Genomic DNA, 14,004 nt, shown 5'->3' on the forward strand with positions numbered 1-14,004 from the left:
CAGGCAATTAACCAACACGGTAATTCGGTGCTTCTTTAGTAATGGTCACATCGTGAACGTGTGATTCAGACATACCCGCAGACGTGATTTTCACGAATTTCGCATTTTGACGAAGATCTTCAATCACTGCAGAGCCTGTATAACCCATAGATGAACGTAAACCACCCATCATTTGATGCACGATGTTGCCCATTGGCCCTTTGTAAGGTACGCGGCCTTCAATACCTTCTGGAACCAACTTCTCAGCACCTGCTTTAGAGTCTTGGAAATAACGATCCGCAGAACCTGTTGCACCCGCCATTGCACCCAATGAACCCATTCCTCGGTAAGCTTTGTAATAACGACCTTGGAAGAATTCAACTTCGCCTGGTGCTTCTTCAGTACCAGCAAGTAAAGAACCCACCATAATCGTACTTGCACCTGCACCGATCGCTTTTGCCATATCACCTGAGAAGCGGATACCACCGTCTGCGATCAATGGAATTTGATCTTTCAGTGCGTTAGCAACAGAATCGATCGCCGAAATTTGTGGCATACCAATACCTGCAACAATACGAGTCGTACAGATTGAACCAGGACCGATACCTACTTTCACAGCATCTGCGCCTGCATCAAGTAAAGCCAATGCAGCATCGCCAGTCGCAATGTTACCGCCAATGACTTGAACTTGTGGGTAGTTGGCTTTAACCCAACGTACGCGCTCGATAACACCAGCAGAGTGACCATGTGCAGTATCGACTACAATCACGTCAACACCCGCATCAACCAATGCTTCAACACGGCTTGGAGTTTCTACACCTGTACCAACTGCAGCACCCACACGTAAACGACCTAAGTCATCTTTACAGCTATTTGGATAAAGCTCAGCCTTATTAAAATCTGTTACAGTGATTAAACCTTTTAGTTCGTTGTTTTCGCCAACAACAATCACTTTCTCAATGCGATTTTTTTGGAGAAGTGCCTGAATGTTTTCTTTCGATTCACCTTCGCGAACGGTGACCAAACGATCTTGACCAGTCATGATGTTGCTTACTGGCTGTTCAAGATTAGTTTCAAAGCGTGTATCACGACCTGTCACAATACCAACTACTTTGCCATCTTTCACCACTGGCACACCGCTGATATTGTTCGCTTGCGTAATTGCGATTAACTCACGCACAGTCGTTTCAGGGGTTACTGTAATTGGATCTTTCACCATGCCTGCTTCGAATTTTTTCACACGGCGTACTTCAGCAGCTTGCGCTGCAATATCCATATTTTTATGAAGGATACCAATACCGCCATTTTGTGCCATTGCAATTGCCATACGGGATTCAGTCACCGTATCCATTGCTGCAGACACAAGAGGGATATTCAAATTAATGCCGCGAGTTAAACGTGTCTTTAGAGAGACATCTTTTGGGAGAACAGTAGAGTAGGCAGGGAGTAATAGGACATCATCAAAAGTTAACGCGTCTTGAACGATGGTCAACATAACAGTCTCACTGGTAATTTCCGTGCGCCATTATATACAAATTTTAAGGTAAATTTCATTTCTTATTATCGACAATTTTATGAAATTTACCCACCACCCCTATTTTTATGCAATTTACTATCCGAAAAAATCATAATAAGAGCATATAAAACAGAAGCATATTTTAAATCATTCAAATTAACTGACCTGATCGTAATCGTCATCATTCGACGATGGAACAATTTCAATATCAATTAATGGGATCAGATGATGGGCTTGTCGAGCTTTGGCACATTGCGCATCTCCGGCTTGGACCTCTCTACACGATGAACTGCGAACCGTATAGATCGAGCAAGAGACCTGCTTCCCTATTTCTCCTTCTAGAGCAACGCATCGCGGGTTAGTTTGATTCGTCCCCACCATACAAGCATATACAGGGTTAATATCCTCAACCATCTCGGTAGGGATGTTCATCGCTTCCGCACCATAAAATGAAACACGGAAATAGGCACAACAAGCACCACAACTTAAACACGCATCCTGTGCAGAAATCTGAGAGAGCATTTTTAAATCTCTTAAAAATAATTTTTTAGTGACGAAATCCTAAAAAAACTTAATTTCAAAAACAAGATTTATTTTTATTATATTTATTTACTAATCAATAACTTCCATTAAAAAAATGCACCATTATGAATCACTTTCATGGTGCATTATTTCAATACTATTTATAAATAAACTAAATCTTTTGAAGATTCAGATCTTTATGCGTATACAACCATTTATAAACAATAATGTTGCACTAAAGTGCCCACACCTATGACAAGGAAAATTATTGCGCCAATTTTGTGAATCAAGGAAATAGGTAATCGATTCGCCAATTTATCACCAATAAATACTGCCGGCGCATTAGCGATCATCATACCTAATGTCGTTCCAGCCATCACCCACCAGATACTGTCAAAACGTGCAGCAAGTGCCACTGTCGCAATCTGCGTTTTGTCGCCAATTTCAGCCAAGAAAAATAAAATAAATGTCGCTCCAAAAACGCCAAATTTTTGCCATTTTTGAATACTTCCTGACTCATCCTCTAGTTCATCAGGGACCAGCATCCAAGCAGCCATAGCAATAAATCCTATTGCTAGAATCCACATGAGGATCTCGGGACTTAAAATTGTTGTAACCCATTGTCCTAGAGCAGCGGAAACTCCATGATTGACAATTGTCGCTAACAAAATAGCAATTAAGATTGGAACGGGTTTACGAAAGCGTGCAGCAAGAAGTAAAGCTAACAATTGGGTTTTATCACCCATTTCAGCTAGTGCGACGATACCTGTAGACAGAAGGAATTCATACATGATGTCTTTCTCTGGCTAGCATAACAAATACCAATGACCCACCATCCCTGCTAGCCAAAAATCCGCAGAATGGTAAATCAAAGGTCTTGCCAACAAAAGAAAGCTCAAATAGAGCTCATTTGGTTCTTTGCTATGATGACCATGCTCGTTTTAGAGCAAATATGTTGACCATCACCTGTTCTATTGCAGAACAGCGGCTACTCCCCAATGAAGTTTATCCATTATAAGCCTGGCTTTTTGTTTTTACAAATAAAAACCCCACCGAAGTGAGGTTTTGATTCTGCAGACAAAATACGTTAAAAATATTTAGATGAGCAATGTACGAATATCTTTAAGCAGCTTCGTCAGTTTATTGGTAAAGCGAGCAGCATCAGCACCATTAATGACACGATGGTCATAAGACAATGACAATGGAAGCATTAAACGTGGATCAAAACCTTGTCCATTCCACACAGGTTGCATCGTTGCAGGTGAAATACCCAAGATTGCCACTTGCGGCCAGTTGACAAGCGGAGTGAATGCCGTACCACCAATTGCGCCTAGGCTTGAAATCGTGAAGTTGGCACCTTGCAGATCTTTCGGTGACAATTTCTTATCACGTGCTTTTTGACCCAACTCACCGAGTTCAACTGCGATTTGCTTAATTGATTTTTGATCTGGATTACGTAGCACAGGCACTGTTAAACCATCTGGTGTAGCAACAGCAATGCCCATATGGATTTCTTTACGCAGTAATACGGTTTTGCCATCATCAGACAAGTGACCTGCAAACTCACGCTCTTCTTTTAGCAAATGCGCTACAGCCTTGATGATGAATGCCATAATGGTCAGGCTAATGCCTTCTTTCTTAAAGTTGCCTTTAAGCTCATTACGCCATGCTTCAAGCTCCGTAATATCTGCCGCATCGAATTGGGTCACTTGCGGGATATAATTGTTCAATGACAACTGTGGAATAGACACTTGCTGTAAACGTGTTAACGCTTTTTCTTCTACACCACCAAAGGCGTCAAAACTTGGTAATTTAGGCAATCCTGCTGGTGCAGCAACTGTCGGTGCAGCAGTTACAGGTGCTGGTGCAGTTAAACGTGTTTTCACATACGCAAAGATGTCTTCTTTCATTAAGCGTGCATGTGGACCAGAAGCTTTCACTTCTGCCAACACAACACCAAGCTCACGCGCCAACTTACGTACCGCAGGACCAGCATATACTTTAGCATTTGCTGCATTTTGCTCTTTGGTCAGCTTATCTGCTGAAGGAGCAGCTGTTTGTACAGGAGCAGCAGCTTGCGCAGGGACTGCTTTTGGTGCTTCCGCTTTTGTACTCACTGGTGCTGCTACAGGGGCTTCTGTAACTGGGGTTACTCGACCTTCAGCTTCAATCGTAACTAAAGCCACGCCTTCAGACACGTTTTGACCCAATTCAATATGAATTGCGGTAATCACACCTGTGGTAGTACTTGGTACTTCAACGGTCGCTTTGTCCGATTCAACCACAATGATGCTTTGGTCTTTTTCAACCTTATCACCAACAGCCACTAAAATTTCAGCTACAGCAGCTTTGTCTACACCTAAGTCAGGGACAGCAATCTCAACTTTACCTGCTGGCGCTGAAGCAACTGTCGCTTTTGTTGATTCTGCAGGTGGTGCTTCTGCAGCTGGAGCAGAAGACGATGCAGTTTCTGCAGCAGCTTGCGCCGCGGTTGATACTGAAGCTGCTGTTTTCACTTTCAGAATCACAACACCTTCTTTCACTGTATCACCAACTGAAATTTCAATCGATTCAACTGTACCCGCAACAGCACTTGGAACTTCGACTGTTGCTTTGTCTGACTCAACGACTATGATACTTTGATCGGCATCAATTTCGTCGCCAACAGCAACCAAAATTTCACCCACAGTGGCTTTTTCAACACCAATGTCTGGTACTTGTACATCAACGGTTTCAGATGCCGTTGCTGCTGCTTTTGGTGCTTCCACTTGAGATTGAGCTACAGGTTCTGCTTGAGCTTGTGCTTTCAATTCTTCAACTTGTGCTGTAGGTGCTTCAGATGACGTTTGCCCTTCCGCTTCAAGCTCTACCAAAATCGCACCTTCAGCAACTTCGTCACCAAGGCTCACCAAAATACTTTTCACCACACCTGCTGAAGTGCTTGGCACTTCAACAGATGCTTTGTCAGACTCCAACAAAACAATGCTGTCATCGACACTAATCGTATCACCCACTTTGACCAAAATTTCAGCCACTGTGGCTTTATCTACACCAATATCAGGAGTCGTAATTTGCATGCTTAGTTCTCCTCTTTGTAGTCAGCTACAGCGTGAAGTTCAGGCGTTGTTTGAGGTGCCCAAGCGACTGGACGGTCAGTATCTAATTCAAAGCTAGAAATCGCATCCTTAACTAGACGCGCATCTACTTCACCCTCGTCGGCAAGTTTCTTCAGTGTCGCAACCACAATATGCGCAGCATCTACACCAAAGTAGCTACGAAGTTTTGCACGTGTATCTGAGCGACCATAACCGTCTGTACCTAATGCTACAAATGGACGATTATCTGGAAGGTAAGCGCGAATTTGCTCACTGTAAGCACGCATATGATCTGTTGCAGAAACGACGATACCTTTCGTACCACGCAACTGCTTCGACACCCATGCTTCTTTCACATCTTCAGTAAGTGGATGTAAACGATTATATTCTTCGCACGCCATACCATCACGTGCAAGCTCATTAAAGCTTGTTACGCTGTAGACATTCGAATGAATTTGATATTCATCACGTAAGATTTGAGCCGCTTTAATCACTTCACGCAGAATTACACCTGAACCTAAAAGCTGAACTGTGGCTTTTTCATCTTCCTCAAGTAAATACATACCACGTTTAATGCCTTCTTCAGCACCTTGTGGCATCGCTGGATGCTCATAGTTCTCATTCATTACAGTTAAGTAATAGAACACACGCTCCTGATCCACATACATGCGTTTTAGACCGTCATGTACAATCACCGCAAGTTCATATCCGAAACATGGATCATAAGAAATACAATTTGGAATCGTATTCGCAAGAATATGTGAGTGACCATCTTGATGCTGTAGACCTTCACCATTCAGCGTAGTACGACCAGCAGTTGCACCCAATAAGAAACCTTGCGCCTGTGCATCACCTGCCGCCCATGCAATATCACCAATACGTTGGAAGCCAAACATTGAGTAATACATGTACATTGGGATCATAGGAAGGTTATTGGTTGAATAACTTGTTCCTAAAGCAGCCCAAGCACTCATCGCACCTGCTTCATTGATCCCCTCTTGAAGCATATGACCATCTTTCGCTTCACGGTAATGCATCAACTGCTCTTGATCTTCAGGGGTATATTTTTGACCGTGCGCGGCATAAATGCCCAATTGACGGAACATCCCTTCTAAACCGAAAGTACGCGCCTCATCTGGAACAATTGGTACCACACGGTCTTTAATTGCTTTTTCTTTCAGTAGTGCAGAAATCAAACGTACCATCACCATGGTCGTTGATTGTTGCTTACCATTAGAACCAGCTAACACTGCATCAAATACAGACAACTCAGGAATCGCTAAGGATTCACTTTCTTTACGACGTGCTGGTAAGTAACCACCTAAAGCCTCACGACGAGCCTTCATATACTTAATTTCAGGCGAGTTTTCACTTGGTCGATAAAATGGAACTTCTTCAAGTTGCTCATCGGTAAATGGCAAGTTGAAACGGTTACGTACATATTTAAGCGATTCAAGTTGCATTTTCTTGATTTGATGCGTTTTATTGACCGCTTCAATTTCTTCAGATAAGCCGTAACCTTTAACAGTTTTCGCGAGAATAACCGTTGGCTGACCTGTAGATTTCATGGCTTCTGCATAAGCAGCATATACTTTGTAAGGATCGTGGCCGCCACGATTTAAATTATCGATATCTTCATCACTTAAGTGTTTAACTAACTCTTCAGCTTCAGGATATTTACCAAAGAAGTGCGCACGTGTATAAGCACCACCTTTCACTTGATAACGCTGATAATCACCATCTACAGCTTCTTCCATAATGGCTTTAAGCGCACCAGATTCATCTTTAGCAAGTAGTGGATCCCAATGACGACCCCATACTACTTTAATCACGCGCCAACCTGCACCACGGAATAAAGACTCAAGTTCTTGGATGATCTTACCATTACCACGAACTGGACCATCTAAACGTTGCAAGTTACAGTTTACAACCCAAACCAAGTTATCTAACTTTTCACGACCTGCCAACGAGATTGCACCAGTACTTTCTGGTTCATCCATCTCACCATCGCCAAGATAAGCCCAAACCTTACGATCTTCTTCTTTAATCAAACCGCGGTTCATCAAGTACTTTTGAATATGTGCTTGATAAATGGACATGATTGGACCCAGACCCATCGATACCGTTGGGAACTGCCAATAGTCTGGCATTAAGTATGGATGTGGGTACGAAGGCAAACCGATACCATCAACTTCACGACGGAAATTGTTTAGATGCTCTTCAGTTAAACGACCTTCCAAGAATGAACGCGCATAAATCCCTGGTGCACAGTGACCTTGATAATAAATCATGTCACCGCCGAAGTTATCACTGTTGGCACGGAAGAAATGGTTAAAGCCAACATCATATAAAGTTGCAGAAGATGCAAAGCTGGCTAAGTGACCACCAAGATCGTCGCCTGTTTTATTGGCGCGAAGCACCATTGCTAAAGCATTCCAACGAATCAAAGCACGAATTCGGCGCTCCATATCTGGATCGCCAGGCATTGCAGGTTGCTCTTCTACTGAAATCGTATTTAAGTAAGGAGTATTTAGACGCTGAATGGGAACATGTTTCGCAATCGCACGTTGATACAGTTTTTCAAGAAGAAAGGCTGCTCTTTCCGTCCCCATATGCTGTAAAACAGAGTCAAAAGCGTCCTGCCACTCTTGGGTTTCTTGTGCGTCGGTATCACCGTAATACGCCATATTACACCTATATTCATGCCTATTTGTATGCCCTATATTTAACATATTTTCGCGATACGCAGTTATGGCTATAAATGAATACGACATTAGACTAATATTTCGATAATAAATAGTACTTGACCGTTTATTACACAAATTAACACTAAAACGCCAATTCTGCTGTTTTTTTATACAAAGCTTTATTTTAATCTTGAATTTAGTCAGGTGACCTGACTGCAAAAACGAAAATCGCCAAGACTATGCTTGGCGATTTATTCAAATGACTTAACAATGGATGCGTATTAATGAGGTTCGATAATTAATTAAGGCAACATCGCTAGGTAAGTTGAAGGATTTTTACGCTGACCATCTTTGACCACTTCATAATGTAAGTGAGGACCAGTACAGCGTCCAGTACAACCTACATTGGCAATATGCTCACCAGCAGTGACTTTATCACCTACTTTAGCAATTAAGCGTGAAGCATGTGCATATCGTGTGATATACCCATTACCGTGGTTGATTTCGACATATTGACCATAACCTGTGCCCCAACCTGATTTAGTCACTATTCCTGGACCAGTTGCATATATTGGAGTTCCTGTTGGTGCAGCAAGATCTAAACCAGAATGGTTTTCAGCACGTCCGCCCATTGTTCGGCCGCCATAATTTGAACTGACACGACCAGTTGGAAGTGGGTGTGTCACTAACCATGAATATGCATTATTTGAAGAGTAACGATTTGAACTTGTCGTTGTAGTTTTTTGAGCAGGGTATTTACTATTAAGCAGCGCATTATTTAATTCGATTGGATCCGCCTTCGCTCGAACTGTCACATCGACTTGTGCTGTCGCTGGAATGTCCATGTCATCAGGATGACTATAAGAACCTTGTGATAGTGTTCTTGTTAACTCTTCCAATCGATCAGGATTGGAGGCTTGTGTGGCATCTAATTGAACTAAATCTGCAAATGCAACCGAAGCTGCTGAAGCTGCTAAAGAAAACGCTAATAAAATACGTCGCGTATACATATAAACCTCATTAAACTGTTCTTACTCAAGTCTCTTGTGTGATCTCTTCCTTGATATCGAAAGAAACAAGCGTTTAAGATTAAGACAAAACAATGTAGGAACAATGTATGTCAGAACCAAAAAATATGTTTCAACAAACAAGACAACACATAAAAACAGGAAACTTATCGTTTCTCACAAAGCAAGTTGCTGACTGGCAGAGACTTACAAAATTAATTCAACCGCTATTGCCCAAAAATGAACAATGGCAAGTTGTCTGTTATCAATACGGTATTTTGACCATCACCGGTGAAAATCAAGCCATGATTAGTCAACTCGGTTACCTTCAAAAACAGTATATTTCTCAGTTATCACAAATCCCTGAACTCAAAGATTTACAAAAAATCCAAGTTCGTCTTCGAGCAAAAAAAGAAATTCCCCAAACACAAACTGAAAATTCCAAAACTTCTTTATGTCCGACAACGCAAGAAATGTTACTCAACGCTGCTAGTTTTGTGAACGATCCTAAGCTTAGCCAAGCTATGATACGTTTGGCAAGCAATAAAAAGTAACTGGACCATTTGATTTAAACGTCATTCACTATTTTAAAAGCGAATTAAGTCACACTTAACAATGTTACACTATAACATTTAACCTGAAGACAATGACTTAGATCACACTTACATATTGAATTGGACAAGACTTTTCGTCATCAAATGTTACAATTTCATAATTAGATGGATCACTCTGAACATTGCGAAGCAGTTGATTATTGAGTGCATGTCCAGATTTGTAACCATCAAACTTCGCAATAATTTGATGTCCGAGTAAATAAAGATCACCCACCGCATCTAATATTTTATGACGTACAAATTCATCAGCAAATCGTAAGCCTTCTTCGTTCACAACACCTGAATCATCAACACCAATTGCATTCTCTAAACTAGCACCCAAAGCTAAATTATTCGCCTTAAGATAATCCAAATCTTTCATAAAGCCGAAAGTACGTGCCTCACTTACTTCATAAACAAATGTTTCCGTTGAGAAATCAATACTGGCAGACTGATATTCTTTGGCAAAGGCTGGGTGATCGAAATCAATCGTAAAATTAAGTTGAAAACCATCATGCGGATTAAAAATAGCGCGCTTATCGTCAATTAATGCTTCTACAGGCTTTAATATTTTTATAAATTTTTTAGGCGCTTCTTGCTCCATCAACTCACCTTGCATGAGTAAATAGATAAATGGACCGGCGCTTCCATCCATAATTGGAACTTCTGAAGCTGATACTTCAATAATCAGATTATCAATACCAAGACCTGCAATCGCACTCATAATATGTTCGATAGTCCCAACTTTGGCATTTTCTTGTACCAAATTCGAACACATAAATGCTTCTTGAATCAGCATCGCATTAGCAGGAATATTTACAGGCGGATTTAAATCAATACGACGAAAAACAATACCCCCATCAGCTACATGTGGTACAAAGTTAATCATTACTTTTTGCCCACTGTGTAATCCGATACCACTCGCTTTCACGACTCGTTTCAGGGTGCGTTGTTTCAACATGTTTCTTCAATATTCATCTAAAATCTAGTATACGTTAGCACATTTAGCCATTGATAAAAATCAAAAAGGTGGCATAAGCGCCACCTTTTCTGTTTGATCATCGTAAACACATTATGTTACATGTTATTTACGCTGTTGATTTTTAAGATAATCTTGAATGCTCATTGGTGCAGATCGAGGCGCTGCAGAAGGCTCTGGGGCTACACTCTCTTGATTCTGACGTTTACTGATTGCTGGAACATCATCTTCATCCAAAGCAGCAGCTTGTCCACCAACTGATGGGTTTACACTCACTGGCGCACGGCGCTTCACTTCCGTTTCATTCGCATTACGAGTTAAACCTGTCGCAATCACAGTAACACGGATTTCATCACGCGCATCTGGATCAAATACAGTACCAAAGAAGACTTCACCTTCATCCAGATCAACAATTTGATTGACAACATCTGTGATAATTTCAGTTTCACGTAAGGTAACATCATTACCGCCAGTGATATTAATTAAAACACCCTTCGCGTTCATAATATTTACGTTGTCAAGCAACGGACTGCGAATCGCAAGACGCGCTGCATCTTCAGCACGATCTGGACCGCTACTCTTACCTTCACCCATCATCGCATAACCGCGTGTGCTCATCGCTGTTTTTAAATCGGCGAAGTCCAGGTTGATATGACCAGGACGCACAACTAGATCAAAGATACTTCGTACTGCGTTAAGCAAGACATCATCCGCTTTGCGATAAGCATCTTGCATTGAGATATCACCATAAACGCTAAGTAGGCGTTGGTTTGGAATGATAATCAATGAGTCAACATGCTTTTCAAGTTCTTCGATCCCTTTTTCAGCAGAACGTTGACGACGACGACCCTCGAAGTTAAATGGAGTGGTGACAACACCAACCGTCAAAATACCCATTTCTTGTGCTATTTCAGCCACGACTGGTGCTGCACCAGTACCAGTACCACCACCCATGCCGGCAGTAACAAATACCATATCTGCACCTTCCAGATGCTGACGGATTAATTCGCGACTTTCTTCTGCTGCAATTTGACCGACATCAGGATTTGCTCCTGCACCTAGTCCACGCGTACTTTGTTGGCCCAATTGGATTTTGAATGGCGCATTCATACGATCCAAAGCTTGTTTATCTGTATTTGCACAAACAAATTTCACGCCTTTGATATCAGATTGCACCATGTGTTGTACGGCATTACCACCACCGCCACCAACACCAAACACAGTAAAACGGGCTTGACCGTTATTATCGGTTTGTTCATCTTCTAAAAATTCAAATGAAGCCATGACCTTAACTTTTCCTAATAAATTTGGCAGTCACTTAAGCCCGTATACTGCCTTGATCTTCAATAATAAAAATTTGTTTTTAGGATGCGTTGCAATCACATTCTTGTCAAGCACATGAAGTTGCTCTTACAAGTTGCAAACAATACTCCCTTAAAAACTAAACTTAAAAAATACCTTTCAATTTGTTATTAAACGCATTCCAACCATTCGCTATGCGCTCTAATAATGGACGCTTATTCACTTCTTCAGGTTGCTCAACCGATTCTTGTAAATCGCTTTGACTAAATAACAGCAGTCCTGTTGCGGTAGAATACATTGAACGTCTTAATGCAGGTAAATGTTGATCATCCGCATATACTTGTAGCGGAGGGTTGCCTAAATGAGCAGAAACACCCAACATACGACGTGATAATGTGATCATACCCTCAATCTGACATGCATCACCACTTAAAACTACACCGTGATATAAACTTTGTAGCGCACCACGTTGTTGTAACTCATCACGCACCATAGAAAGAATTTCTTCGTAACGTGCAATAATAATCTCTGATAGCTCAATCCGACTGATCGCTTGAGGACCATCGATCGCTTCAAACTCGATCATATGTTCAGGTTTGACTTGCTGTAAATCAACACAACCGTAAAGCAATTTGAGTCGTTCAGCTTCTTCGGTCGTCGTTTGCAATACTGCGGCGATATCACGCGTTACATTTTCACCACCACGTTGAATGGTGTGTGCTAGCACTAAATGACCTTCAATATAAACTGCAATATTGGTTGTACCAGCCCCAATATCCAATAAGCATACACCATACTCTTTTTCATCTTTCAGCAATGCACCTTCAGCCGTTGCCAAACATGAAATCACCATCTTTTCGACAAAAATATTGGCGCCTTTCATTGCACGATCTAAATTTTGCATGGTGCTGATTGGTAGCATCATGAGTTGATAATGCGCCGTCATGCTATTTGCTGAAAGGTTAATTGGATTATGCACCCACTCAGGTGAATCATCCAACTCAAAACCCAATGGGACTGCACTTGCAAGATAATGATCAGAAGTTAAATGACTGGCTTTTGCCATTTCTAAAGCTTTAACCACTTCTGAAGTCGTAATGGTGCGTTCTGGATTAGAAATCGGTGTCCGGCCTGTCGCATAAGCACTTTGCAGTTCTGTACTCGGGATCGATACCCATGCTGAATGCACACGGCACTCCGCCATATCTTCTGCTTCTTGTACCGCATTCTTAATCGCAGAGATCACTTTTTCAAGGCTAACAATTTTTCCTTTGTTCATGCCTTTATTTCGCGCAGTCGCCATACCGATGACCTGGATATTATCCGGCGCATGCACTTTACCAATTAGAACTGAAACTTTATGTGTCCCAATGTCTATCGCAACAACTGAGGGAACAGCCTCATTCATGATTCACTACCATTTTCTTCATTGTTTATATCTGGCTTATGCCTATTTTTAAAGCCACGTATTATGGCTTTGCAACTCTTGAATCTGCAATGTTAATGTCATTAATGGTTACAACAAACTGACCATTTATAATCTTTGGTGGTGTCGCATTTTTCCATTGAATCGCCAAGCCATTACGGTAACGTAAGTCAATCGCTGAAACTCTTGGCCAAACCACTTTCAGATCTGCTTGAGATAAGTGACTCAATCGTTGCAGTTTGCTCATGGTCTGATCCTGATCCACAATAATACGTAAACCCGAATCGAACTGCATAAACCATGTCCGACGATCTGTTAAATATAGCTCTTTCAAACGCAGATTCACTGGACTAAACAGTTGATTAATTTCATGATAACGTCTCATCATGACTTTTGACTGATCTGACGGACCATGCATAAGTGGTAAATTTGCGTGATTTCTAGAATATGCCTCTGTATAGACCACACCCTGATCACTTAACAGACGTCCTGTTCCCCAACGTGCAATCGGATGTTTCGGAATAACACGAACCTTAATACCGTCTGGCCAAGCTCTAGAAATGACCACTCGATCTACCCAAGAAATCTCTAATGCCTTATCACGAATTTGCTCAAGATCAGCAGTAAAATAATTGCCTGTAATGGTAGGCATTAACTGCTGTTTCACTTGACTAATTTCAGGCTCGGCTTGCAGACCAACCACATCCAAAGATGCTACCTTTGCACTGGTCATGACGCTATATAAGCCATAAATCCCGACCAAAAGTACACAACATGCAAAAATAAGCATGACCCAACCACCCGCATTAATCATTTTCTCTTTGCGAGTCGGTGGTTTGTCATGAATCGATGTAATCGCCGCACGTTTGCGACGCATCGATGGGGGTAGTTGAGCCAT

The 14,004-nt window shown here is 41.7% G+C and carries 11 protein-coding genes and 1 riboswitch; of the genes, 1 reads left to right on the top strand and 10 read right to left on the bottom strand.

All coding sequences use genetic code 11. The features are described from left to right. Positions 1–7 precede the first annotated feature (7 nt). From guaB to AC1M9C_RS03200, 6 genes are all read right to left on the bottom strand, one after another. Positions 8–1,474, bottom strand: coding sequence for an IMP dehydrogenase (guaB, locus tag AC1M9C_RS03175; protein WP_035265814.1), 1,467 nt, complete (start codon positions 1,472–1,474; stop codon positions 8–10). A 177-nt stretch (positions 1,475–1,651) separates the two neighbouring features. Continuing rightward, on the bottom strand, positions 1,652–2,017 hold the full coding sequence (locus tag AC1M9C_RS03180; RefSeq protein ID WP_179999146.1) for a YkgJ family cysteine cluster protein: 366 nt from the start codon (positions 2,015–2,017) through the stop codon (positions 1,652–1,654). Positions 2,018–2,232: 215 nt separating this feature from the next. After that, on the bottom strand, positions 2,233–2,808 hold the full coding sequence (locus AC1M9C_RS03185; RefSeq protein WP_035265818.1) for a TMEM165/GDT1 family protein: 576 nt from the start codon (positions 2,806–2,808) through the stop codon (positions 2,233–2,235). Between the two features lie 75 nt (positions 2,809–2,883). Beyond that, positions 2,884–3,026: riboswitch (yybP-ykoY riboswitch) on the bottom strand. A gap of 88 nt (positions 3,027–3,114) precedes the next feature. Further along, the gene (locus AC1M9C_RS03190; RefSeq protein ID WP_481594505.1) at positions 3,115–5,094 is read right to left on the bottom strand and encodes a 2-oxo acid dehydrogenase subunit E2; all 1,980 of its coding nucleotides are present in this window, start codon (positions 5,092–5,094) and stop codon (positions 3,115–3,117) included. Between the two features lie 2 nt (positions 5,095–5,096). Further along, positions 5,097–7,799, bottom strand: a complete 2,703-nt coding sequence (gene aceE, locus AC1M9C_RS03195) for a pyruvate dehydrogenase (acetyl-transferring), homodimeric type (RefSeq protein WP_092766512.1) — start codon at positions 7,797–7,799, stop codon at positions 5,097–5,099. A gap of 302 nt (positions 7,800–8,101) precedes the next feature. Beyond that, on the bottom strand, positions 8,102–8,809 hold the full coding sequence (locus AC1M9C_RS03200; protein WP_481586873.1) for a M23 family metallopeptidase: 708 nt from the start codon (positions 8,807–8,809) through the stop codon (positions 8,102–8,104). Positions 8,810–8,916: 107 nt separating this feature from the next. Between AC1M9C_RS03200 and AC1M9C_RS03205 the strand changes: the two genes are divergently transcribed. Continuing rightward, the gene (locus AC1M9C_RS03205; RefSeq protein WP_035265826.1) at positions 8,917–9,360 is read left to right on the top strand and encodes a DciA family protein; all 444 of its coding nucleotides are present in this window, start codon (positions 8,917–8,919) and stop codon (positions 9,358–9,360) included. A gap of 97 nt (positions 9,361–9,457) precedes the next feature. On the opposite strand, the gene lpxC is transcribed toward AC1M9C_RS03205, so the two are convergent. From lpxC to AC1M9C_RS03225, 4 genes are all read right to left on the bottom strand, one after another. Further along, positions 9,458–10,360, bottom strand: coding sequence for a UDP-3-O-acyl-N-acetylglucosamine deacetylase (gene lpxC, locus AC1M9C_RS03210; RefSeq protein ID WP_092766514.1), 903 nt, complete (start codon positions 10,358–10,360; stop codon positions 9,458–9,460). A gap of 123 nt (positions 10,361–10,483) precedes the next feature. Next, entirely contained in the window at positions 10,484–11,662 is a 1,179-nt protein-coding gene (gene ftsZ / locus AC1M9C_RS03215; protein ID WP_035265829.1) for a cell division protein FtsZ, read from the bottom strand. A 163-nt stretch (positions 11,663–11,825) separates the two neighbouring features. After that, a complete protein-coding gene (ftsA, locus tag AC1M9C_RS03220) occupies positions 11,826–13,088 on the bottom strand; it encodes a cell division protein FtsA (RefSeq protein WP_035265831.1) in 1,263 nt (420 codons plus the stop codon). 61 nt (positions 13,089–13,149) lie between these two features. Then, a complete protein-coding gene (locus AC1M9C_RS03225; RefSeq protein ID WP_035265833.1) occupies positions 13,150–14,004 on the bottom strand; it encodes a cell division protein FtsQ/DivIB in 855 nt (284 codons plus the stop codon).

Source organism: Acinetobacter sp. 24-47-39 (assembly GCF_056783825.1).

Excerpts from the sequence above, each read along its gene's own strand:
- ftsZ (WP_035265829.1), bottom strand. The coding sequence starts at position 11,662 with ATGGCTTCATTTGAATTTTTAGAAGATGAACAAACCGATAATAACGGT.
- AC1M9C_RS03185 (WP_035265818.1), bottom strand. The coding sequence starts at position 2,808 with ATGTATGAATTCCTTCTGTCTACAGGTATCGTCGCACTAGCTGAAATG.
- ftsA (WP_035265831.1), bottom strand. The coding sequence starts at position 13,088 with ATGAATGAGGCTGTTCCCTCAGTTGTTGCGATAGACATTGGGACACAT.
- aceE (WP_092766512.1), bottom strand. The coding sequence starts at position 7,799 with ATGGCGTATTACGGTGATACCGACGCACAAGAAACCCAAGAGTGGCAG.
- AC1M9C_RS03200 (WP_481586873.1), bottom strand. The coding sequence starts at position 8,809 with ATGTATACGCGACGTATTTTATTAGCGTTTTCTTTAGCAGCTTCAGCA.
- guaB (WP_035265814.1), bottom strand. The coding sequence starts at position 1,474 with ATGTTGACCATCGTTCAAGACGCGTTAACTTTTGATGATGTCCTATTA.
- lpxC (WP_092766514.1), bottom strand. The coding sequence starts at position 10,360 with ATGTTGAAACAACGCACCCTGAAACGAGTCGTGAAAGCGAGTGGTATC.
- AC1M9C_RS03190 (WP_481594505.1), bottom strand. The coding sequence starts at position 5,094 with ATGCAAATTACGACTCCTGATATTGGTGTAGATAAAGCCACAGTGGCT.
- AC1M9C_RS03225 (WP_035265833.1), bottom strand. The coding sequence starts at position 14,004 with ATGGCTCAACTACCCCCATCGATGCGTCGCAAACGTGCGGCGATTACA.
- AC1M9C_RS03205 (WP_035265826.1), top strand. The coding sequence starts at position 8,917 with ATGTCAGAACCAAAAAATATGTTTCAACAAACAAGACAACACATAAAA.
- AC1M9C_RS03180 (WP_179999146.1), bottom strand. The coding sequence starts at position 2,017 with ATGCTCTCTCAGATTTCTGCACAGGATGCGTGTTTAAGTTGTGGTGCT.